Here is a 20,055-nt window from a genome sequence, read left to right as displayed (position 1 = left end):
GCTGCAAGGCGGAGGATTGAAGCATGGCGGAGCCATGGTGATTGACGACAACGCCGCAGATGCGCGTGCCCAGCCCCGCGACGCCGCCCCCCGATGACCGGCCTCTCTCAGCCTTGCCCCACCTGCTTGACTGACGGGGTGGCGGATCTCCGCAAGGAGGCCGCCGCCCCGTTTCCCTGTTCCTGCCGCCACCCGCCCGTACGCGAGGAGACCCAGCGCCATGTCCGACGCCACTGACCCCTGGCTGATCGTGGGCCTGGGCAATCCCGGTCCCGAGTACGCGGCGAACCGGCACAACGTCGGCTTCATGGTCGCCGACCTGCTCGCGGAGCGGATCGGCGGGAAGTTCAAGCGTGCCCCCAAGGCCCAGGCGCAGGTACTGGAGGGCCGGATCGGCCCGCCCGGACCGCTGAGCCGCCGGGTGGTCGTGGCCAAGCCGATGTCGTACATGAACCTGTCGGGCGGCCCGGTCACGGCGCTGCGCGACTTCTACAAGGTGCCGCTCGACCATGTCGTCGCGGTGCATGACGAGCTGGACGTCGACTACGGGACGCTGCGGCTGAAACTGGGCGGCGGCGACAACGGGCACAACGGCCTGAAGTCGATGACGAAGTCGATGGGTCCCGGCTATCACCGGATCCGGTTCGGGATCGGGCGTCCGCCGGGCCGGATGCAGGTCGCGGACTTCGTACTGAAGGACTTCTCGTCCACGGAGCGCAAGGAGCTCGCGTTCCTGGTGGACCGGGCGGCGGACTCGGTGGAGTGCCTGCTGGCGGAGGGGCTGGAGCGCGCGCAGAGCGCGTACAACTCCTGAGTCCCGGCGGGGCCGGCGTTCACCAATCCCGACATACCCGCCGGTAAGTGGGCTGTTTTCGGCCACAGCTTGACCGACCGCAGGGCCCTGGCCAAGGATCGGCCCCCATGAAGCGCAGCTCCTCCCACCGTGCCCTGCAGTACGGCCGCAGCGCGGCGCTCGGCTGCGTCGTCCTGCTGCTGCTCGTCGCGGGCGTGCTGTCCTCGTGGGACTCGGCCCACCACATCGTGCTGGCGAAGGGCCGCGAGCACGGGACGATGACGGTCACGGGGTGCGGCAGCGAGGTCTGCACGGGCCCCTACACGCCGGCCGACGGCGGGGCCGCGCGCTCCCGGGTGTCGGTCGAGAAGTCCGTGGCGGCGAAGAAGGGGGATCGTTTCCCCGTCGTCGTGAAGCCCGACACCTTCGAGGTCGTACGCACCGGGACGCCGGGTTTCCTGCATGCGTGGATGCCGCTGGGCGGGGCGCTGGTGCTGGCCGGTCTGGTGATCGGCGGCGGTCTGCGACTGCCCCGGGTGGGCTGGGGCGCGGGGATCGCGGGCGGGGCCCTGCTCGTGGCGACGTTCATCGCCCTGTGAGGGGACCCCGCCCCGCGACCGCGTGGATCAGCCGGTGTTGCGCAGCCCGGCCGCGACACCGTTGACGGTGAGCAGCAGGGCTCGGGCGAGCAGCGGGTCGGCTTCCTCGCCGCGCTCGGCCGCCTGGCGCTGGCGGGCCAGCAGGGACACCTGGAGGTAGGAGATCGGGTCCAGGTAGGCGTCGCGGATGGCGAAGGTCTGCTGGAGCACCGGGCTGGTGCCGAGCAGTTCGGTGTTGCCGGTGATCTTGAGGACTTCCCGCACGGTCAGCGCGTGCTCGGCCTCGATGGCGTCGAAGACGTGCTTGAGCTCGTCGGGGACGAGCGTGTCGACGTAGTGCCGGGCGATGCGCAGGTCGGTCTTGGCCAGGGTCATCTCGACGTTCGAGAGGAAGTTCTGGAAGAAGTGCCACTGCTCGTGCATCTCGTCCAGGACGGTGTCCAGGCCGGCCTCGCGCAATGCCTTGAGGCCGGAGCCGACGCCGTACCAGCCGGGCACGATCTGCCGCGACTGGGTCCAGCCGAAGACCCACGGGATGGCGCGCAGGCCGTCGAGCGAGACGCCCGAGCCGGGGCGGCGGGAGGGCCGCGAGCCCAGGTGCAGGTCGGCGAGCTGGTCCACCGGGGTGGAGGCGAGGAAGTACGTCGGCAGGTCGGGGTCCTCGACCAGCTTGCGGTACGCGGCGTGGGCGGCGTCCGAGACGGTGTCCATGGCCGCGTCCCAGCGGGCCAGGGCCTCGTCGGACTGACGGGGTGCGGTGTGCAGCGCGGAGGCCTGGAGGGTGGCCGCGACGGTCAGCTCCAGGTTCTCGCGGGCGAGCGCCGGGATGAGGTACTTGTCGGAGATGACCTCACCCTGCTCGGTCACCTTGATCTCGCCCTCCAGCGTGCCCCACGGCTGCGCGAGGATCGCGTCGTGCGAGGGGCCGCCGCCGCGGCCGACGGTGCCGCCGCGGCCGTGGAAGAGGCGCAGCCGTACGCCGTAGCGGTGGGCGACGTCGCGGAGCCGGCGCTGGGCGCGGTGGATCTCCCACTGGGAGGTGGTGATGCCGCCGAACTTGGAGGAGTCGGAGTACCCGAGCATGACCTCCTGGACGTCGCCGCGGAGCGAGACGAGACGGCGGTAGGACGGGTCGGCGAGCATCTCGTCGAGGATGACGTCGGCGGCCTTGAGCTCGTCGGTGGTCTCCAGGAGCGGCACGATGCCGATCTTGGCCCAGCCGCCGTGCAGGTCGAGGAGTCCGGCCTCACGGGCGAGGACCGCCGCGGCGAAGACGTCGTCGGCGCCCTGGCACATCGAGATGATGTAGGACTCGATGACCTCGGGGCCGAAGCGCTCGAAGGCCTGGCTGATGGTGTGGAAGACGCCGAGGGTCTTCTCGCCCGCGGCGTCCAGCGGGGCCGGGGTCGGGGCGAGCGGGCGACGGGAGCGGAGCTCCTTGGCGAGCAGCTTCTGCCGGTAGTCGCGCGGCATGTCGGCGTAGCGCCAGGACTCCTCGCCGAGGCGGTCGAAGAGCTGGCCGAGCGCGTGGTGGTGGGCGTCGGCGTGTTCGCGCACGTCCATGGTGGCGAGCTGGAGGCCGAACGCGGAGAGCGTGCGGATGGTGCGGTCCATCCGGCCGTCGGCGACGATGCCGCCCTTGTGCTCGCGCAGCGAGGTCTGGATGAGGGCCAGGTCGGCGACGAGCTCGGCGGTGCCGAGGTAGTCGCAGCCCGGGCGGTGCGGGGTGCCGGAGGCGAGGCGCTCGCGGGTGTTGACGAGCTTCTGCCGGATGCAGGTGGCCTTGAGCCGGTAGGGCTCCTCCGCGTTCAGCCGCTTGTAGCGCGGGCTGATCTCGGGAAGCGCCTCCAGGTCGGCCTGGAGGGAGGCGAGGAGCTCGTCGGTGGCTCCGGTGTAGCGGATGGAGTTGGAGAGCAGTCCGCGCAGCTGGTCGACGAGTTCGAGGGCGTCGGTGATGCCGTGCTCGTGCTGGAGGATCAGCACCTCCCAGGTGACGGCGGGCGTCACGTTGGGGTTGCCGTCGCGGTCGCCGCCGATCCAGGTGCCGAAGGTGAGGGGGCGGGTGCCGGCGGGCAGTTCGACGCCGACGCGCTCCAGTTCGGCGGCCAGGTCCTCCAGGACGTCGCCCACGGCGTTGGCGTGGAGCTCGTCGAGGTAGTAGATCGCGTTGCGGGCCTCGTCGGCGGGCTCCGGGCGGACCACGCGCAGCTCGTCGGTCTGCCAGATGAGGTCGATGTTCTCGGCGAGCCGGATGTCCTGGCGGCGCCGGTCGGCCTCGATGACCGGGGTCTCCAGGAGTGCGGCGATGCGGCGGAGCTTGTTCAGCACGGAGCGCCGGGCGGCCTCGGTCGGGTGCGCGGTGAAGACCGGCCGGACGTTGAGGTTCTTGACGGTCTCGCGCAGGTGCTCGGGGTCCGCGTCCTTGAGCCGGTCGGCGGTGCGGGCGAGGAGACCGCCCTCGGCTGCGCGCCGGTCGCGCATCTCGTGGGCGCGGTGGACCTGCTCGGTGACGTTCGCGAGGTGGAAGTAGGTGGAGAAGGCGCGCACGAGCTGCGCGGCGGTCTCCAGGTCCGTGTCGCCGAGAAGCTCGGCCGCGGCCTCGCCGTCGGTGCGGGTCAGGGCGCGGACGCGCTCGACGAGGTCGAGGAGCTCCTGCCCCTCTTGGCGTACGAGGGTCTCGCCCAGCAGGTCACCGAGGCGGCGGATGTCGGCGCGCAGCTCGGGGCTGGCGGCAGGGGTCTGGTCGGCACTGCTCACAGTGTGCGGCTCCTTGCAGTGGTTGAGCACGGGATCCGGGGCCCGCGGCCGGCGCGGTGCCGACGCGACCCCCCGGGTGGCAGGGTGCGGACCGCGCTGTCCGACCTCCCCAGGATAGGTGTCCGTGCTGTCGGCGCTGTTCGCGCCCCGAGGCGTGCCCGCTGTTCATGGCGGGTACGTGCGGGGTGCGCTCTCTGTCCCCTACCCAGTACGGCACCGGTCCGTGCCCGGTCCGTCGGCCTCTCGTGTGGCGGGCCTCACCGCTGCCATACTTACGACGCCGTAGGTTACGGGTGCGTAGCCCTGCCTGTCCGCAGCATTCCTACCCACAGGGGACTCCCCATGAAGTCCAGCCCCGAAGTGATCGAGGCCGCCGAGGCGGCCGACGGTCAGGTTCTCCCCCTCGCCACGCTCGGCGGGGACAACAAGCGGTCGATCGAGCAGATCGCGCTGCTGCTGTTCATCGTCGTGCCGTTCGTGGCCCTGGTCGCGGCGGTGCCGCTGGCCTGGGGCCGCGGTGTGAGCTGGCTCGATCTGGGCCTGCTGGTCGCGATGTACTTCATCGGCTGCCATGGCATCACGATCGGTTTCCACCGGTACTTCACCCACGGCTCGTTCAAGGCGAAGCGTCCGCTCCGTATCGCCCTGGCCGTGGCCGGTTCGCTGGCCGTGGAGGGTCCGGTGGTCCGCTGGGTGGCCGATCACCGCAAGCATCACCGTTTCTCGGACGCGGAGGGTGACCCGCACTCCCCGTGGCGTTTCGGCGAGACCCTGCCGGCCCTGATGAAGGGCCTGTGGTGGGCGCACATCGCCTGGATGTTCGACGAGGAGCGGACGCCTCAGCAGAAGTACGCCCCCGATCTGATCAAGGACCCGGCAATCCGCGGGATCTCCCGGCACTTCCTCTCGTTCACGATCGTCTCGCTGGCCATTCCGCCGCTGGTCGGTGGCCTGGTCACGATGTCGTGGTGGGGTGCGGCGACCGCGTTCTTCTGGGGCTCGCTGGTCCGGGTCGCGCTGCTGCACCATGTGACCTGGTCGATCAACTCGATCTGTCACGCGGTCGGCAAGCGCCCGTTCAAGTCCCGTGACAAGTCCGGCAACGTGTGGTGGCTGGCGGTCCTGTCGTGCGGTGAGTCCTGGCACAACCTGCACCACGCCGACCCGACGAGTGCGCGGCACGGGGTGATGCGGGGTCAGATCGACTCGAGTGCCCGGCTGATCCGCTGGTTCGAGAAGCTCGGCTGGGCGAGCGACGTGCGCTGGCCCGACTCCGCGCGTATCGAGTCCCGGCGCCACCCCGCGCAGGCCGACGCGGCATGATTGACGACGTGGCGACCGATGGAAGCACAAGCAGCGAGAACACCCGCGCACCGTCCGCCCGGCGTACCCGCCGGGTGCGGATGACCGGGAAGGAACGCCGCGAGCAGCTGCTGGACATCGGTCGCACCCTCTTCGCCGACAAGGGGTTCGAGGGCACGTCGGTGGAGGAGATCGCGGCACGCGCCGGAGTCTCCAAACCGGTCGTGTACGAGCACTTCGGCGGCAAGGAGGGGCTGTACGCCGTGGTGGTGGACCGGGAGATGCGTCAGCTCCTGGACATGGTGACCAGTGCGCTGACCGCCGGACATCCGCGTGAACTTCTGGAGCAGGCGGCGTTCGCGCTGCTGGACTACATCGAGACGTACACGGACGGTTTCCGCATCCTGGTCCGTGACTCGCCGGTGGCCCAGTCGACGGGCACGTTCGCCTCTCTCATCAGCGATATCGCCACGCAGGTGGAGGACATCCTGGGCCTGGAGTTCAAGGCCCGGGGCTTCGACGCGAAGCTGGCTCCCCTGTACGCGCAGGCGCTGGTCGGCATGGTGGCGCTGACCGGTCAGTGGTGGGTGAACGCCCGGAAGCCGAAGAAGGCGGAGGTCGCCGCCCATCTGGTGAACCTGGCCTGGCACGGTCTGGAGAACCTGGAGTCGAAGCCGCGGCTGATCGGACATCGCAAGAGCTGAGCGGGGGTGCCCGATTGCTCCCCACCGCGTGTCCGATTACTCCCGCCGTGTGTCCGATCCGAGATGTCGTTCACTGCTAAATCACTTCAGTCCCCCCGGTCACGGTTGTAGAGTCTGTGACCATCCCGGGAATGCTTCACCCTGCATGTAATGCACCTGTGAAGGCGTTTCTCCCGGTTCCACCACTTACCCCTGGGGGGGCTTTGTCTTCTGTGGAACCCGGCCGTCGTGCCATGCCCGCGCGCTCGAAGCGCGCGGGCCGGATCGCGGCCTGCACCGCTCTCGTTCTCTCGGCCGGCATGCTGCTGGCCGCCCCGGCCTCGGCCGATGACACCGCACCGCACCGCACCGCGGTCGAGCAGCCCGTACCGGCTCTCGGCTCGCTTCCGTCCCTCACGCTCCCTGAGCACCCGGCGCAGAAGTCGCGTGCGGCGGCCGTCGAGGGTGCCGGTGCCGCCGCGGTCGTGCCCGCGAAGCCGCGCCTGGACATGGACGGCGACGGTTACAGCGACACGATGTACCGCGCGATCAACGGCAAGGTGTACGTCGAGCCGTCGACCGGCGCGGACTCGCACGAATACACGATCTACGGCGACTCCAACGAGCAGTACAAGGACCTCGTCGCGCCCGGCGACCTGGACGGCAACGGCCGCCCCGAGTTCCTGACGCTGTCCGCCACCGGCACGCTCTCGCTCTTCCAGAGCCAGAGCGACAACAACACCGGTTACGCCACGTGGTCCGGCATGGGCTGGCAGATCTACAACAAGCTGGTCGGCGCCGGGGATCTGACCGGTGACGGCCGCGGCGACATGCTGGCCCGCACGCCGTCGGGCGAGCTGTATCTGTACGTCGCCAACGGCGCGGTCAACAGCAACCCGTTCAAGTCACGGGTCAAGGTCGGCAACGGCTGGGGTGCCTACGACCAGCTGGTCGGCGCCAACGACGTGACGGGCGACGGCATCGCCGACTTCTTCACCCGTACGCCCGCCGGTGAGCTGTACTTCTACGCCGGCACCGGCAACGCCGCCAAGCCGTTCGCGGGGCGCGTGAAGGTCGGCAACGGCTGGAACACGTACAACCAGATCATCGGCGTCGACGATGCCAACGGTGACGGCCTCGGCGACATCGTCGCCCGGACGACGGCCGGCGCGATGTATTACTACGAGTCGACGGGCGTGGGCAGCTTCCTCACCCGTTCGGGCGGCGGCACCGGCTGGTACGTGGCGTCGCAGTTCGTCGGAGCGGGAGGCAACCCCGACTTCGGCAAGAACGAGATGTTCGGGCTCGACACCAAGGGCAGCCTGTTCTGGTACTACCCGAAGAACAACGGCCTGTTCGCCGCACGGCAGGCGGTCGGTACGAGCGGGGGCTGGGGCGGCGCCAACCTCACCTTCACGTCGTCGCTCGACAACGACGGCCGGGCCGAGCTGCTGGAGCTGTATGCCGGCACGCTGTACAACGAGAATTACGCCATCGGCAACGGCTGGGGCGTCTACAACAGCCTCGTCGGCCCCGGTGACCTCAGCGGTGACGGCAAGGGCGACCTGCTGGCCCGCACCAAGGGCGGCACGCTCTACCTCTACCGGGGCTACGGCACGGCTACCTCGTTCGCCTCCCGGATCAATGTCGGCGGCGGCTGGGACGCGTACGACAAGCTGGTCGGGGCCGGTGACTACAACGGCGACGGCCGCACCGACCTGCTCGCCCGCACCAAGGGCGGCACGCTCTACCTCTACCCGGGTACGGGCGTCGCGTCGAAGCCGTTCAAGTCCCGCGTGAACATCGGCGGGGGCTGGAACACGTACAAGAAGCTGGCCGCGCCCGGCGACATCAACGGGGACGGCAAGGCCGACCTCGTGGGTGTCGACGGCAAGGGCGACCTCTACCGCTACACCTCGACCGGCACCGGCAAGTTCGGCGCCCGGGCGAGGCTCGGCGGCGGCTGGGGAACGTACGCCAACCTGTACTGATCAACCGCACGACCGCACCATCACGAGGGCGGGGCCCCGTCACCGGTTTTCCGGTGCCGGGGCCCCGTCCGGTTCCAGGAACTCCAGCCGGTTGCCCACCGGGTCGTGGCTGAAGAAGCGGCGGTGGCCCGGCAGGTCCCCGTCCCAGCGGACCTCGGCGCCCCGCTCCGTCAGCCGGGCCGCGAAGGCCTCGATGTCCCGGACGCGCAGGCCCGGGTGCGCCTTGCGGGCCGGGCGGAAGTCCGCCTCGATGCCCACGTGGAGCTGGACCGGGCCCGCTTGGAACCAGCAGCCGCCGCGGGCGGCCAGGACCGGGGGCTTGGGCATCTCCGTCATGCCGAGGATGTCCACGTAGTACGCGCGCAGCGCCTCCTCCGAGCCTTCGGGGGCGGCCAGCTGGACGTGGTCGAGGGCGGCGATCATCACTTCTCCCGGTGGGCGACGGCGAACAGGCGGCGGAACGGGAAGACCGTGCCGTGCGGGCCCGCGGGGTAGGCGGCGCGCAGCAGGTCGCGGTACTCGGCGAGGAAGGCGTCCCGGGCCTTCTCGTCGTCGGCGAGGGTGGTGAGGACCGGGCGCAGGCCGGTTCCCTTCACCCAGTCGAGGACGGCGTCCTCGCCGTGCAGGAGGTGGAGGTAGGTGGTCTCCCAGACGTCGGCGGTGATGCCGGGGGCCGTGAGGTGTTCCAGGTAGCCGGCCGGGCTCAGGACCGCGTCCGCGTGGCGCAGGCTCCCTCCCAGACGGGAGCGCCAGCGCGGGGACTCGGCGAGCTCGCGCATCAGGGCGTGCGAGGGCTGATCGAAGTTGCCCGGAACCTGGAGGGCGAACGTGCCGCCGGGGGTGAGCGCGTCCAGCCAGTCCGGGAAGCGGCCGGCGTGGCCGGGAACCCACTGGAGCAGGGCGTTGGAGACGATCAGGTCGTACGGCTCCGACGGGGTCCAGGTCGCGGCGTCGGCCTCGGCGAAGTCCAGCAGGGCGGTGGCGTGGGCGCGGGCCCGTTCCAGCATCTGCGGGGAGTTGTCGTAGCCGGTGATACGGGCCCGGGGCCAGCGCTCGGCGAGCAGGGCGGTGACGTTGCCCGCGCCGCATCCGAGGTCGGCGATGCGGGGTGCGGGGGCGTCCGGCAGCTCGGGGACGCGGGCCAGCAGGTCGCGGAAGGGGCGGGTGCGGTGGTCCGCGTGGCGCAGGTACTGCTGCGGATCCCAGAGAGGTGCGGTCATGCCGTCCAGGATCGACCCGAGGTATCTTGATGTCAAGACACTTGAATTCAAGAGACTTCATGTCGACAGACCCTCTACACTGATCCACATGGAGGACGAGGTCGACCGACTGGTCGCTGCATGGCGCCGAGAGCGCCCCGACCTCGACGTGGAACCGCTCGAGGTCCTCAGCCGCGTCTCCCGCCTGGCCCGCCATCTCGACCGGGCCCGCAGAATCGCCTTCGCCGAGCACCATCTGGAGCCGTGGGAGTTCGACGTCCTCACGTCGCTGCGCCGCGCCGGCTCCCCGTACCAGCTCTCGCCCGGCCAGCTCCTCACCCAGACCCTGGTCACGTCGGGCACGATGACCAACCGCATCGACCGGCTGACCAAGAAGAACCTCGTCGAGCGGCTGCCCGACCCCACCGACCGCCGCGGCGTGCTGGTCCGGCTCACCGCGGAGGGCCGCGACAAGGCGGACCAGTCACTGGCCGGCCTGCTCGCCCAGGAACGTGCCATCCTGGGCGAACTCTCCCGTCAGCAGCGGGGTGAACTGGCGGGACTGCTACGCCAGTTGACCGCCCCGTTCGACAACGTCCCCGGCTAGGACCGGCGCCGCCAGGTCTGCGGGACCGACGCCCGCCCGCCGGGCCAGCGCGACCGCCGCCAGCGTCGAGTGCACGCCCAGCTTCCCCAGCACGTTCTGCATGTGCGTACGCACCGTGTGCGGGGAGAGGAAGAGCCGCTCCGCCACCGCCTTGCGGCCCAGGCCCGCCACCATGCAGCGCAGCACCTCGCGCTCCCGCGGGGTCAGGGACTCGACGAGCTGTTCGCTCTCGGTGCGGTGCTTGCGGTCCGCCATCAGCTCCCGCAGCACGCCCGTGAGCAGCGCGGGCGGCAGATGCGTCTCGTCGCGCAGCACGCCCCGGATCACCGCGAGCAGCCGTTGCAGCGAGCTGTCCTTGGCGACCCAGCCGCAGGCGCCCGCCTGGAGCGCGAGCGCCGCCCGGCGCGGGTCGTCCTTCTCGGCGAGCACCACCGTACGCACCTGGCACCGCAGCGAGCGGATGCCGGCGACCAGGGAGATGCCGTCGACCAGGCGGTTCTCCCCGGCGTTCGGCGCGGGCACCGGGACCTGGCCCGCGGCCGGGCGGCCGGGCGGGCGCAGGATGCCCAGTTCGGCGTCGACGAGTATCACGTCGTAACCGCGGCCCTCGGACGCCGCGCGTTCCAGGCAGCGCAGGGCGGCCGGGCCGTTGCCCGCCGCGGCCACGTCGACGTCGGGCTCGGCTGCCAGCGCCGCGGCGAGCGACTCGGCGAAAATGCGGTGGTCGTCGACGACGAGAACCCGGATACGGGCCACAGGCACCCCCATGCTGTGTGTTCTGGGGCGCGCGAAGGATGCGGCCCCCGGCAGGGACGGACCGGCGCGGGTACGACGCCCGGATCGGGGAGTTGAACCGCAGTCCACGGCCGCCGCCGTGCACCGACTGCCCTCCCGCCCGGGCGTCGCACCCGGCTGTCTCGTACCCCTGAATCAGCACCGGCCCCCACCGGTGCTGTGCATCAGGGTACGGGCGGCGGCTCCGGGGGGAAGGTAATTCGCAGAACTGACAGAGAGTCGGGTCCTAGGGTGTTGCTCATGTTCCGTCTTGAGACAGAAGTGGACAAAGAGCGACGTCAGCTGCTGAACAAATGGCTGCGCGACGACAACACCGCTCGCTCACCGCGGCTGCGCGCCCTGCGCGATACGCCGGCAGCGCTCGAAGTCCCGCTGGAGGTATGGGCGCTGGACGCCGATGACCGGCTCGCCGCGGGACTGACCGGCCGCACCTGGGCGACCTGGCTCCATGTGGACCTGCTCTGGGTCGACGCCCGCCATCGCGGTTCCGGCCTCGGCTCGCGGCTGCTCGCCGAGGCGGAACGCGTGGCCGGGACCGAGCGGTCCTGCGTCCGCTCCCGGGTGGAGACCTGGGACTTCCAGGCCCCTGACTTCTACCGGAAGCGGGGTTACGAGGTGCGGGGGCGGATCGAGAACTACCCGCCGGGCATCACCGAGTTCACCCTCGTCAAGGAGCTCTGACCGGTCCGGCCGGGGCGCGCCCCGGCCGGACCGGCCGGCTCAGACGAGCCGGCGGGCTCCCGCGGACGGCACCGCGGGGAACACGCCCGGGGCCGCGTACCCGGCCGCGGCGAACGCCTCCCGCACGGACTTGGTGACGGTGTCCTCCTGCGACTCCTCGACGAGCACGATCGCCGAGCCGCCGAAGCCGCCGCCGGTCATCCGCGCACCGAGTGCGCCGGCCGCGTTCGCCGTCTCGACGACGAGGTCCAACTCCACGCAGGACACGCGCAGATCGTCGCGGAGCGAGACATGCCCGGCGGTGAGGACCGGACCCGCCGCGCGCACCTCGCCGGAGTCGAGCAGCGCGATGACCTGCTCGACGCGCTGGTTGTCGCCGACCACATGGCGTACGTAGCGCACGACGGACTCGTCGGCGCCGGACGCTGCCAGCGTGTCGAGCGCCGTGCCCAGCTCCGCGTACGGGAGTTCGCGCAGGGTGCGGATGCCGAGCAGCCGGGCGCCCTCCTCGCAGCCGGCCCGCCGCTCCGCGTAGGCGCCGTCGCCCAGCGCGTGCTTGACGCGGGTGTCGACGACCAGGAGACGCAGACCGTGGGCGGCCAGGTCGAAGGGGACCTGGCGCTGGGTGAGGTCGCGGGTGTCCAGGTGCAGGGCATGGCCCTCGGTGCAGCAGGCCGACGCCATCTGGTCCATGACGCCGCAGGGGACGCCGACGAACGCGTTCTCGGCACGCTGGCCGAGGACCGCGAGCTCGGCGGCGGTGAGGCCGAGTCCGAAGAGGTCGCTCATGGCCAGTCCGGTCACCACTTCGAGGGCGGCGGACGAGGAGAGGCCGGCGCCGGTGGGGACGGTGGAGGACAGCTGGATGTCGGCGCCGGTGATGTCGTGGCCGGCCTCGCGCAGCGCCCAGACGACACCGGCCGGGTAGGCGGCCCAGCCGTGGCCCGAATGCGGGGCCAGCTCGTCGACGCGGAGCTGGACGACGCCGCCGGGCACGTCGGTGGAGTGCAGCCGCAGCTCACCGTCGGTACGGCGGGCGACGGCGGCCCGTGCGGTGTGCGGCAGGGCGAGCGGCATCACGAAGCCGTCGTTGAAGTCGGTGTACTCGCCGATCAGGTTGACCCGGCCGGGGGCGGCCCAGATTCCCTCGGGCTCGGTCCCGTAGAGCGCGGTGAACGAGGCGGTCAGCTCAGCGTGGTCGGTCATGGTGCGGTGGGCTCCTCTCGGCGGGCGAACGTCCAGGCGTCGGTGACGATTCCGGCCAGGTCGGCGCGGGACGGCTGCCAGCCGAGGCGCTCCCTGGCGGTGGCGGCGGAGGCGACGAGCACGGCCGGGTCGCCGCCGCGGCGCGGGGCCGCGGTCTCGGGGACCGGGTGGCCGGTGACCTGGCGGACCGTCTCGATGACCTCGCGGACCGAGAAGCCGTTGCCGTTGCCGAGGTTGCAGATCAGGTGCTCGCCCCCGGTGGCGGCGTCGAGGGCCAGCAGGTGGGCCTCGGCGAGGTCGGCGACGTGGATGTAGTCGCGGACGCAGGTGCCGTCGGGGGTGGGGTAGTCGTCGCCGTAGACGGAGATCGACGCGCGCTGCCCGAGCGCGACCTGGAGGACCAGCGGGATGAGGTGGGACTCGGGGCTGTGCCGCTCGCCGCAGCTGCCGTACGCCCCCGCCACGTTGAAGTAGCGCAGCGAGACGGCGGCCAGGCCGTGGGCGGCCGCCTCGCCGGTGATCATGTGGTCGACGGCGAGCTTGGTGGCGCCGTACGGGCTGGTCGGGGCGGTGGGGTCGGCCTCGGTGATGGGGCTGGAGACCGGCTCGCCGTAGGTGGCCGCGGTGGAGGAGAAGACCAGGGTGCGCACCCCTGCGTCGCGCATCGCGGCGAGCAGGGCGGTGGAGCCGCCGACGTTGTTGACCCAGTACTTCTCCGGGTCGGCGACGGACTCGCCGACCTGGGAGTACGCGGCGAAGTGCAGCACCCCGTCGTAGGAGGAGTCCAGCCATTTGGCGGCGTCCTGGATGCGGCCCTCGATGAACTCGGCGCCGGCCGGGACGCCCTCGCGGAAACCGGTGGAGAGGTCGTCGAGGACGGTGACGGCGTGCCCCGCCTCCAGCAGGTGCTGGGCGACCACACTGCCCACGTATCCCGCGCCGCCGGTCACCAGGTACTTCTTCGGGGACTTGCTCACTCGCTCGCTACCTCTCGCAGTCGCTGGGCCGCGGTCTCCGGCGGCACGTCGTTGATGAACACGCTCATGCCGGATTCGGAACCCGCGAGGAACTTCAGCTTGCCGGAGGTACGTCGGATGGTGAAAAGCTCCAGATGGAGCGCGAAGTCCTCCCGCCCCTCGACTCCGAACGGTGCCTGGTGCCAGGCGGAGATGTACGGGGTCGGCGGCTCGCCGGGGCCGAAGATCCGGTCGAATCGCCTCAAGAGTTCCAGATAGACCTGTGGGAATTCCGTGCGGGCCGCCTCGTCGAGCTGCCGCAGGTCGGCGACGCGGTGGCGCGGGTACAGATGGACCTCGTACGGCCAGTGCGCGGCGTACGGCACGAAGGCCACCCAGTGCTCGCCGGCCAGCACGATCCGTGAACCGTCGGCCTCCTCGCGGGCGACGACGTCGTCGAAGAGGTTGCCGCCGGTCTCCGCGCGGTGGGCCGCGGCGGAGCGGAGCATCAGCTCGGTGCGCGGGGTGACGAAGGGGTAGCCGTAGATCTGGCCGTGCGGGTGGCCGAGCGTGACGCCGATCTCGGCGCCCCGGTTCTCGAAGCAGAACACCTGCGTGACCTGGGGAAGCTCGGCGAGCTCGGCGGTGCGGTCGGTCCACGCCTCAAGGACGAGTCCGGCCTGCTCCTCGGTGAGGTCGGCGAAGGAGGCGTTGTGGTCGGAGGTGAAGCAGACGACCTCGCAGCGGCCGGAGTCACCGGCGAGCGAGGGGAAGCGGTTCTCGAAGACGGCGACGTCGTAGTCAGGCTCCGGGATCTCGCTCTGCCGGCCCTCCCGCGAGGGGCAGAGCGGGCACTCGTCGGCCGGAGGGTGGTAGATGCGGCCCTGGCGGTGCGAGGCGATGGCGACGCTGTCGCCGAGGAGCGGGTCGCGGCGGACCTCGGAGGAGGTCGAGACGGGATCCAGCGGGCGCCCGTCGACCGCGTCGCGCACGACGTCGTCACGGCTGTCGTAGTAGATCAGCTCCCGGCCGTCGGCGAGCGTCGTAACCGTCTTCTTCACCAGACTCCTCCCAAACAGAACCAAACACAATGAACCACAAATCAACAGGCTCGTCAATGAGTCGACGGTGGCGGGAGTGGCGTGAATCTCGGGGGTCCGGAGAGGGTTGAGGCCGCCCTTTTCGGCAATACGATCACAATCCAACAAAGAACCTCATCGGAAGTGTTCAGTTTCTGAACACAAGAGCGTAGTTTCCTTCGGGTTCAGTTCGCGCAACGAAGCGAGTACCCCCACATGCAATATCTGGCTGCAGGGCTCCGGCTCCCCACGAACGGGCTCGACTACACGATCCTGGCGATCTACTTCGTCGTCGTTCTCGGCATCGGCTTCGCCGCTCGGTCGAGCGTGAAGACGAGCCTCGACTTCTTCCTGTCCGGACGGTCACTGCCCGCATGGGTGACCGGTCTGGCCTTCGTCGCGGCGAATCTCGGCGCCACGGAGATCCTCGGCATGGCGGCGACCGGCGCGCAGTACGGCGTCGCGGTCGTCCACTGGTACTGGATCGGCGCCATCCCGGCCATGGTCTTCCTGGGCCTCGTGATGATGCCCTTCTACTACCGGTCGAAGGTGCGCTCCGTACCGGAGTTCCTCCTCCAGCGCTTCGACAAGTCGGCTCACCTGCTGAGCTCCATACTCTTCGCCTTCTCGGCGGTCCTGATCGCGGGCGTGAACCTGTACGCCCTGTCGATCGTCGTGGAGGCGCTCCTCGGCTGGCCGCAGTGGGTCGCGATCGTGGTCGCGGGCCTCTTCGTCCTGATCTACATCACCATCGGCGGGCTCTCCTCCGCGATCTACAACGAGGTGCTGCAGTTCTTCGTCATCCTCGCCGCGCTGATCCCGCTGACCGTGCTGGGCCTCAAGCGCGTCGGCGGCTGGGACGGGCTGAGCGACTCGCTGGAGTCGAGTCACGGCGCGAACTTCATGACCGCCTGGGGCGGCACCGGCATCGGTGACGCCAACCCGCTGGGCGCCAACTGGCTGACGATCATCCTCGGCCTGGGCTTCGTGCTCTCGTTCGGCTACTGGACGACCAACTTCGCCGAGGTGCAGCGCGCCCTGTCCGCGAAGAACCTCTCGGCCGCCCAGCGCACCCCGCTGATCGCCGCGTTCCCGAAGATGTTCATCGTCTTCCTCGTGATGATCCCCGGCCTGGTCGCCGCCGTGGTCGTGCCCAACATCGGCGCCGCCGGCTCGGACACGACCTACAACGACGCCATCCCGCTGCTGATGCGGGAGTTGCTGCCCAACGGCGTGCTCGGCATCGCCGTGACCGGTCTGCTGGCCGCGTTCATGGCCGGCATGGCCGCCAACGTGTCCTCGTTCAACACCGTGTTCACCACGGACATCTGGGCGCGGTACGTGAAGAAGGACCAGCCGGACGCCTACTACCTGGGCTTCGGCCGCAAGATCACGGTGCTCGGGGTGCTGGCCTCCATCGGTACGGCGTTCATCGCCTCCAGCTTCTCCAACATCATGAGCTACCTCCAGACGCTGTTCTCCTTCTTCAACGTCCCGCTCTTCGTCGTCTTCATCATCGGCATGTTCTGGAAGCGCGCCTCGGTGAAGTCGGGTGTCTGGGGCCTGCTGGCAGGCACCACGGCCGCGATGGTCAACTACTTCGTGATCTACAAGCAGGGTGTCATCGACATTCCGAGCGACCAGGGCGCCAACTTCGTCTCCGCGATCGTCGGCTTCGTCGCCGGTGCGGTCGTCATGGTCGTCGTCACCCTGTTCACGGCTCCCAAGCCCGAGGCGGAACTGGCGGGTCTCGTCTACGGAACCGAGCCCCCGGACTCCGACGAGGTGCCCGCGGAGGGCGACGACGCCTGGTACCGCAGGCCCGCGCTGCTGGGCTGGAGCGCGATCGTGCTCGCCGCCCTGTGCTACGTCCCCTACTCGTTCTGATCGGAGTCAACCACCATGTCCGACCTGCACAAGGAAGTCTCCGATCTGGAGAAGAAGTCCGCCACGGCGGCCCGGCTGTTCGACATCCGGACGATCATCGGCGGTCTCTTCGTGGTGTACGGCGTCATCGTCACCATCGCCGGGATCAGCCCGTCCGACGCCGACCTGAAGAAGGCCGAGGGCGTCCACATCAACCTGTGGACCGGTATCGCCATGCTGGCCCTGGGACTGTTCTTCCTGGGCTGGATGAAGCTGCGCCCGGTCCAGCCGCCGGCCGCCGCGCCGGACACCACGGACACGCCCGGTAACTGACCCCGGGTCAGTACCGCGGGCAGGGTCTTCCGAACGAGAGACCCTGGGGCCGGACACCGTCAGCCGACGGCGTCCGGCCCCTGCGGCGTCTCCAGCACGGCCCGGTCCAGCAGTCCGGTACGGGCGGCGAGCGCCGCAGCCTCCAGCCGGGAGCCGACACCCAGCTTCATCAGCACGCGCTGCACATGGGTACGGGCCGTGCTGGGCGCGATCCGCATGCCGGCCGCGATCAGCCGGGTGTCCTCGCCCTCGGCGACCCGGACCAGGACCTCGACCTCGCGCGGTGTGAGCATCTGCAGCAGCCGCCGGCCCTCGTCGTCCGGCTGCTCCGCCGGGTTGAGCAGCTCGGCGAAGGCGCCCTGGAGCAGTTGCGGCGCGATCGCCGCCTCACCGGCGCGCACCTTGGCCATCGCCCGCTCGACGCCTTCGATGCGTTCGTCGTGCCGGACGTACCCCGCAGCGCCGGCCGCGAAGGCCGCAGCGATGCCGCGGGGGCTGGGCACCGGGCCGAGGACCACCACGGCGGTCTGCGGGCGCTCGCGCCTGATCCTGACGACCGGGTCGAAGGTGCCCGGTTCGGCGGGTGCCGCCGTGCCGAACAGACAGATCTCCGGCGCCCTGCTGACGACCAGTTCAGCCGCCCCGGCGGTGGGCGCGGCGGCGGCGAGCACCCGGTGCCCGCGCAGTTTCAGTGCCGAGGCGAGCGCCTCGGCGAGCAGTCGGTGGTCGTCGATCACCATGAGCCGCACACCCATCGGGCACTCCCCCCTCGCACCGGCAGGCCCCCCGGCCCCCTACAGACCCGGCAAGTTACACGCTTGTTCGAGGCAGCGGGCCCATTGGCGGACAGAAGGATCGAGATAGCCGACTTCGGGTGCTTTGAGAGCGAGTTGATGGCCCATCATGGCCGAATACTGCCTGTTGTAATCTCCATGCTGACCTATCCGGATCACCTTCTGGGGGAATCTTGCGTCTCAAGAAGACTCTGCTCGTCTCGGCGGCCACGTGTGCCGTACTGGCAGGGCCCGCGTTCACCGGGACGGCCGCCGCCGCGTCCAACGTCACGGCCGAGGACGTCTCCACGACGTGGGGATACGCCGAGGTGAAAGCGGCCTGGCGGCTGAACCCGTACAAGCTCGACCCGCTCTACCTGTACGTGAAGGACAAGGACGCGGACGGTCACTCGGTGGGCGTGCGTCTGATCACCACCGGCGACGCCGGCACCCACTACTTCCCGGTCCACCGGGTCTCCACCGGCGCCGGCACCGCGTGGGGCGCGACCAGTTACGCCAACCCCGGTGGCTGGATCAGCACCGCGCGGATCGAGCTGTGCCAGATGGAGGGCAGCACGATCCTGAAGTGCGTCTCGTCCGGCATCATGTACCCGGCGTTCGACGACAGCACCAACTCCTGACCCGGTTCGGGCAGGACATGGGTGAGGGGGTGGAGCCGGCCGGCTCCACCCCCTCACCCATGTCCTGCGGTCAGTTCGTGCTGAACGAGACGACGAGGTACTCCTTGTCGTTCAGCGAACTCTCCCGCGGCTTGCTGACCATCGTCTCCGAGATGAACAGCTTGCCGCTGCCGTAGATGTACTCGGCGTAGTCCGAGGAGAAGCTGGTCTCCGCATCCCGGACGGACTCGTCGCCCGGGTTGTCCATCAGCACGGTCTGCTTGAAGGTCGCACCGTCGATGGAGACGATCTGGCCGCCCTTGTCGTAGGGGGGCTCCTTGTACGCGATCAGGTTGCCGCCGTCCATGCGGACCGGGAACATCGAGTACCGGTCGCCCGCGTCGGCCCGGTCGCTGGTCGGCTTCCCGGTGGTCAGGTCGAACGACACGATCTCGTTGGTGTTGCCGTACTCCCCGGTGCCCTCGTGCTCCTCGGTGGGCACGTAGATGCGGTTGTTGCCGACGGCCAGGTGCTGGCAGCTCTCGACCTTCGTGGCACGGCAGCTCGCCGCGTACTTCTCGCCGTCCGCCGCGATCCGGGTGAGCAGCTTGCCACTGGCCGGGTCGATCGAGAAGAAGTCCGAGATGCCGCTGCCGTCACCCGCGGTGTCGCCGACATCGGCGGCGACGACCAGGGGCTTGGTGGAGACGATGCTCGCGTAGTCGACACCGGTCGGCATCTTGTACGAGGAGAGCGGGGCACCCGACGTCGGGTTCAGGGCCTGGATGATGAGCTGCGGGTCGTCGTACGTCCCGCACTTGCGGACCACGGCGAGTGCCTCGCCGCCGCCGTATCCCTTGTCGTAGCAGCCGTCGGTGCTGACCTTCGGCTTCCAGCGCTCGGCGCCGGTGTTCAGGTCGAAGGCCGCGCCGCCCTCGGTGCCGCCCGCGGCGACCGTGCTGCCGCTGAGCGTGACCTCGTCGAAGCGGACCGGGCGGTCACCACCGGTGGAGGCGGTGATCGACTTGTTCCACATGAGCTTGCCGGTGTTCAGGTCGAGGGCACCGACCTGGTTGCAGCTGGGGTACTTGTTGGCTGCGGACCGCTTGGCCTCCTCGAAGACGATGGCCGTCTTGAAGTCCTTGCTCATGTGCCGGGAGGCGGCGCACAACTGGCCGTCCAGCGGGATCGACCAGAGCTTGGTGCCCTTGGCCGGGTCGTAGCCGACGATCTCGTTGGCGCCCGTCTTCACGTACGCCTTGTCGGTCAGCCAGGATCCTACGACCGTGGTGACGTCGGTGACCTTGGGCTGCGGAAGCTGGAAGCCGACGTGGGACTTGATGTCGGCCGGGGCCTTCTCCTTGCCGCCACCGCCGATGCCGCCGCTGCCCGAACCGCCCTTGTTCTCACCGGTGGTGCCGGCGGAGCTGACCGCCTCGTCCTTCTTCTTGTCGTCGCCGCCACTGGAGACGAACCAGACACCGGCGCCGACGATCAGCACCACGGCGACCGCCGCGGCGACGATGATCTGGGCCTGCGTGGAGAACTTCTTCGGCCCGTTGCCGCCGGGCTGCTGCGGCTGGTACGGCTGCTGCATCGGGGCGGTCGGGTAGCCGTAGCCCTGCTGCGGCGGCTGGCCCTGCGGGAATCCGTACCCCTGCTGGGGCTGGCCCTGCGGGGGCGTCTGCGGGAATCCGTAACCGGGCTGCGGCGGCTGGCCCTGCGGGTAGCCGTAGCCCGGTTACGGATTCCCGCAGACGCCCCCGCAGGGCCAGCCCCAGCAGGGGTACGGATTCCCGCAGGGCCAGCCGCCGC

At 70.1% G+C, this 20,055-nt stretch carries 19 protein-coding genes; 10 read left to right on the top strand and 9 right to left on the bottom strand.

Features of this window, described 5'->3' with window-relative positions:
* Positions 1-220: 220 nt before the first annotated feature.
* Together pth and JGS39_RS19160 are read left to right on the top strand one after the other, a co-directional pair.
* The gene (gene pth / locus JGS39_RS19165) at positions 221-814 is read left to right on the top strand and encodes an aminoacyl-tRNA hydrolase (protein ID WP_219570398.1); all 594 of its coding nucleotides are present in this window, start codon (positions 221-223) and stop codon (positions 812-814) included.
* A 107-nt stretch (positions 815-921) separates the two neighbouring features.
* Positions 922-1,392 (top strand): hypothetical protein, encoded by a 471-nt coding sequence (locus tag JGS39_RS19160; RefSeq protein ID WP_219570397.1) that lies wholly within the window; start codon positions 922-924, stop codon positions 1,390-1,392.
* A 27-nt stretch (positions 1,393-1,419) separates the two neighbouring features.
* Here the strand turns inward: JGS39_RS19160 and ppc are convergent, their stop codons facing one another.
* Positions 1,420-4,149: a phosphoenolpyruvate carboxylase gene (gene ppc / locus JGS39_RS19155; protein WP_219570395.1), complete on the bottom strand. Its 2,730-nt coding sequence runs from the start codon at positions 4,147-4,149 to the stop codon at positions 1,420-1,422.
* Between the two features lie 342 nt (positions 4,150-4,491).
* Between ppc and JGS39_RS19150 the strand changes: the two genes are divergently transcribed.
* The 3 genes from JGS39_RS19150 to JGS39_RS19140 all read left to right on the top strand — a co-directional run bounded on the left by JGS39_RS19150 (position 4,492) and on the right by JGS39_RS19140 (position 8,125).
* Entirely contained in the window at positions 4,492-5,472 is a 981-nt protein-coding gene (locus JGS39_RS19150) for an acyl-CoA desaturase (RefSeq protein ID WP_219570393.1), read from the top strand.
* Positions 5,469-6,155: a TetR/AcrR family transcriptional regulator gene (locus JGS39_RS19145; protein ID WP_219570392.1), complete on the top strand. Its 687-nt coding sequence runs from the start codon at positions 5,469-5,471 to the stop codon at positions 6,153-6,155. The genes JGS39_RS19150 and JGS39_RS19145 overlap by 4 nt, the downstream gene beginning before the upstream one ends.
* Before the next feature lie 233 nt (positions 6,156-6,388).
* Positions 6,389-8,125: an FG-GAP-like repeat-containing protein gene (locus tag JGS39_RS19140; protein WP_219570391.1), complete on the top strand. Its 1,737-nt coding sequence runs from the start codon at positions 6,389-6,391 to the stop codon at positions 8,123-8,125.
* A 39-nt stretch (positions 8,126-8,164) separates the two neighbouring features.
* On the opposite strand, the gene JGS39_RS19135 is transcribed toward JGS39_RS19140, so the two are convergent.
* Positions 8,165-8,548 (bottom strand): VOC family protein, encoded by a 384-nt coding sequence (locus JGS39_RS19135; RefSeq protein ID WP_219570389.1) that lies wholly within the window; start codon positions 8,546-8,548, stop codon positions 8,165-8,167.
* Positions 8,548-9,345, bottom strand: coding sequence for a trans-aconitate 2-methyltransferase (locus JGS39_RS19130; RefSeq protein WP_219570388.1), 798 nt, complete (start codon positions 9,343-9,345; stop codon positions 8,548-8,550). Before JGS39_RS19130 ends, JGS39_RS19135 begins: the two co-directional genes overlap by 1 nt.
* 88 nt (positions 9,346-9,433) lie before the next feature.
* On the opposite strand from JGS39_RS19130, the gene JGS39_RS19125 reads away from it, so the two are divergent.
* Positions 9,434-9,931 (top strand): MarR family winged helix-turn-helix transcriptional regulator, encoded by a 498-nt coding sequence (locus JGS39_RS19125; RefSeq protein ID WP_219570387.1) that lies wholly within the window; start codon positions 9,434-9,436, stop codon positions 9,929-9,931.
* Here the strand turns inward: JGS39_RS19125 and JGS39_RS19120 are convergent.
* Positions 9,890-10,687 (bottom strand): LuxR C-terminal-related transcriptional regulator, encoded by a 798-nt coding sequence (locus JGS39_RS19120; protein WP_219570399.1) that lies wholly within the window; start codon positions 10,685-10,687, stop codon positions 9,890-9,892. The genes JGS39_RS19125 and JGS39_RS19120 overlap by 42 nt on opposite strands.
* A 279-nt stretch (positions 10,688-10,966) precedes the next feature.
* Here JGS39_RS19120 and JGS39_RS19115 point away from each other — a divergent pair, with 279 nt between their 5' ends.
* Positions 10,967-11,407 carry a GNAT family N-acetyltransferase gene (locus tag JGS39_RS19115; protein WP_219570385.1) on the top strand — a complete coding sequence of 147 codons (441 nt, stop codon included), beginning with the start codon at positions 10,967-10,969 and terminating at the stop codon, positions 11,405-11,407.
* A gap of 39 nt (positions 11,408-11,446) precedes the next feature.
* Here the strand turns inward: JGS39_RS19115 and galK are convergent, their stop codons facing one another.
* Genes galK through galT form a run of 3 tightly spaced genes read right to left on the bottom strand, consistent with a single transcriptional unit; the run spans position 11,447 to position 14,630 of the window.
* Positions 11,447-12,613: a galactokinase gene (gene galK / locus JGS39_RS19110; RefSeq protein ID WP_219570384.1), complete on the bottom strand. Its 1,167-nt coding sequence runs from the start codon at positions 12,611-12,613 to the stop codon at positions 11,447-11,449.
* Positions 12,610-13,590 carry a UDP-glucose 4-epimerase GalE gene (gene galE / locus JGS39_RS19105; RefSeq protein ID WP_219570383.1) on the bottom strand — a complete coding sequence of 327 codons (981 nt, stop codon included), beginning with the start codon at positions 13,588-13,590 and terminating at the stop codon, positions 12,610-12,612. The genes galK and galE overlap by 4 nt, the downstream gene beginning before the upstream one ends.
* A complete protein-coding gene (gene galT / locus JGS39_RS19100; protein WP_219570382.1) occupies positions 13,587-14,630 on the bottom strand; it encodes a galactose-1-phosphate uridylyltransferase in 1,044 nt (347 codons plus the stop codon). Before galT ends, galE begins: the two co-directional genes overlap by 4 nt.
* Positions 14,631-14,864: 234 nt before the next feature.
* Between galT and JGS39_RS19095 the strand changes: the two genes are divergently transcribed.
* Positions 14,865-16,535 carry a sodium:solute symporter family protein gene (locus JGS39_RS19095; protein WP_219570381.1) on the top strand — a complete coding sequence of 557 codons (1,671 nt, stop codon included), beginning with the start codon at positions 14,865-14,867 and terminating at the stop codon, positions 16,533-16,535.
* 15 nt (positions 16,536-16,550) lie between these two features.
* Positions 16,551-16,847, top strand: a complete 297-nt coding sequence (locus JGS39_RS19090) for a hypothetical protein (RefSeq protein ID WP_219570379.1) — start codon at positions 16,551-16,553, stop codon at positions 16,845-16,847.
* A gap of 59 nt (positions 16,848-16,906) precedes the next feature.
* Here the strand turns inward: JGS39_RS19090 and JGS39_RS19085 are convergent, their stop codons facing one another.
* Positions 16,907-17,602, bottom strand: coding sequence for a helix-turn-helix transcriptional regulator (locus JGS39_RS19085; protein WP_219570377.1), 696 nt, complete (start codon positions 17,600-17,602; stop codon positions 16,907-16,909).
* Between the two features lie 212 nt (positions 17,603-17,814).
* Between JGS39_RS19085 and JGS39_RS19080 the strand changes: the two genes are divergently transcribed.
* Entirely contained in the window at positions 17,815-18,261 is a 447-nt protein-coding gene (locus JGS39_RS19080) for a hypothetical protein (RefSeq protein ID WP_219570376.1), read from the top strand.
* Between the two features lie 70 nt (positions 18,262-18,331).
* Here JGS39_RS19080 and JGS39_RS19075 read toward each other — a convergent pair whose 3' ends face one another.
* Positions 18,332-19,837: an outer membrane protein assembly factor BamB family protein gene (locus JGS39_RS19075; RefSeq protein WP_236065764.1), complete on the bottom strand. Its 1,506-nt coding sequence runs from the start codon at positions 19,835-19,837 to the stop codon at positions 18,332-18,334.
* Between the last annotated feature and the right edge of the window lie 218 nt (positions 19,838-20,055).

This window comes from Streptomyces poriferorum, from assembly GCF_019399235.1.
GTDB lineage: Bacteria > Actinomycetota > Actinomycetes > Streptomycetales > Streptomycetaceae > Streptomyces > Streptomyces poriferorum.
This window is presented reverse-complemented; position numbering and strand designations above follow the sequence as displayed.